The organism is Streptomyces sp. NPDC006134 (assembly GCF_040628835.1).
Taxonomy (GTDB): Bacteria; Actinomycetota; Actinomycetes; order Streptomycetales; family Streptomycetaceae; genus Streptomyces.
Window position 1 is genome coordinate 1 of record NZ_JBEXTV010000149.1, and the last position, 1,430, is coordinate 1,430.

The following is a 1,430-nucleotide window of genomic DNA, read 5'->3' on the forward strand; positions in this document are numbered from 1 at the left end:
GGTCACGTCCGCTGGAGTGGTGTATCGACGGCCACTCGGTGATCTCGTTTTGAGGCTATGCGGTGAGTTCGGTGGGCAGGGCGGAGTCGTCGGTTTCTGACTCGATCGGGTGGAGGCGGGCCTTGGCCAGCAGCTCGCGGCCCATGTAGCGGCGGGCTTCGGTCCACTCGTCGTTCTGCTCGGCCAGGACCGCGCCGACGAGCCGGATCACGGCGGTGCGGTCGGGGAAGATGCCGACCACGCCGGTGCGGCTGGGGGCACCTCCCGCGGCGAAGCCGTGGGGGAGGATCTCCTTGTTCAGCCGCTCCTGCGGATTGTTCGACCAGATCTGCCGCCAGATCTCACGCGGGAACGCGGTGAAGGCCAGCAGGTCGTGCTGGGCGGCGTCCAAGTGGGCCGCGGCCTTGGGGAACTTGGCCTCCAGCGCCTCCAGGACGTGCCGCATCTGGGCCTTCACGGCGTCGGTGTCGGGCTGTTCGAAGACCGTCCGCAGCAGGGTGGCCACCCACGGCTGGGCCGACTTGGGGACTTGGCTCAGCAAATTTCGGGCGTAATGGGTGCGGCACCGCTGCCACGACGAGCCGGGCAGAACGGCACCGATGGCGTCGACGAGGCCGGCGTGGGCGTCGGAGACGACGAGCTGGACGCCGGTCAGGCCGCGGGCGATGAGCGAGCGCAGGAAGGCGAGCCAGCCGGCGCCGTCCTCGGCGGTGGCGACGTCGATGCCGAGGATCTCGCGGTGCCCGTCGGCGTTGACGCCGACCGCGATCAGGGCGTGGACGTTGATGATGCGGCCGCCCTCGCGGACCTTCTGGGTGAGTGCGTCGACCCAGACGAACGCATACGGCCCGGTGTCCAGGGGCCGGTTGCGGAACGCGGTGACCTGCTCGTCAAGGTGCTTGGCCATCGCGCTGACCTGGGACTTCGACAGCTGGGTGACGCCCAGGGGCTCGGCGAGCTTCTCGACCCTGCGGGTGGAGACGCCGAGCAGGTAGGCGGTGGCGACCACCGAGATGAGGGCCTGTTCGGCCCGGCGGTGGCGTTCGAGGAGCCAGTGCGGGAAGTAGCTGCCCTGCCTCAGCTTGGGGATGGTCAGTTCGACGGTGCCGGCGCGGGTGTCCCACTCGCGCGGGCGGTAGCCGTTGCGGTGGTTGACGCGTTCGTCGCTGACCTGCCCGTATTCCGCGTTGCAGAGGGCATCGGCCTCCGCGGACATGAGCGCGTCGGCGAACGTCTTGATCATCGCGCGCAGCAGATCGGGACTCGCCGCGGCGAGGTTGTCCTCGGCGAGGGCGTGCAGGGGCAGACTGTCGGGTGCGGTCATCGTGCTGATCTCCTTCGAGCTTCGGCATCTCGAAGATCAGCCGGTGGCCGTTCATCTATGCGGGCACCATCCCGATGCCGGAGCAAACCCCCGGATCAGGTCAAAC

The 1,430-nt window shown here is 69.0% G+C and carries 1 protein-coding gene; it reads right to left on the minus strand.

Going from position 1 to position 1,430, the window contains the following annotated elements:
• Window positions 1–55 precede the first annotated feature (55 nt).
• Complete coding sequence (locus ABZ340_RS36565) at window positions 56–1,324, minus strand: IS256 family transposase (RefSeq protein WP_358786212.1); 1,269 nt, start codon at window positions 1,322–1,324, stop codon at window positions 56–58.
• Window positions 1,325–1,430 lie beyond the last annotated feature (106 nt).

What these genes read in the sequence shown, in the direction of transcription:
- ABZ340_RS36565 (WP_358786212.1), bottom strand. Translation starts at nt 1,324, where the DNA reads ATGACCGCACCCGACAGTCTGCCCCTGCACGCCCTCGCCGAGGACAAC.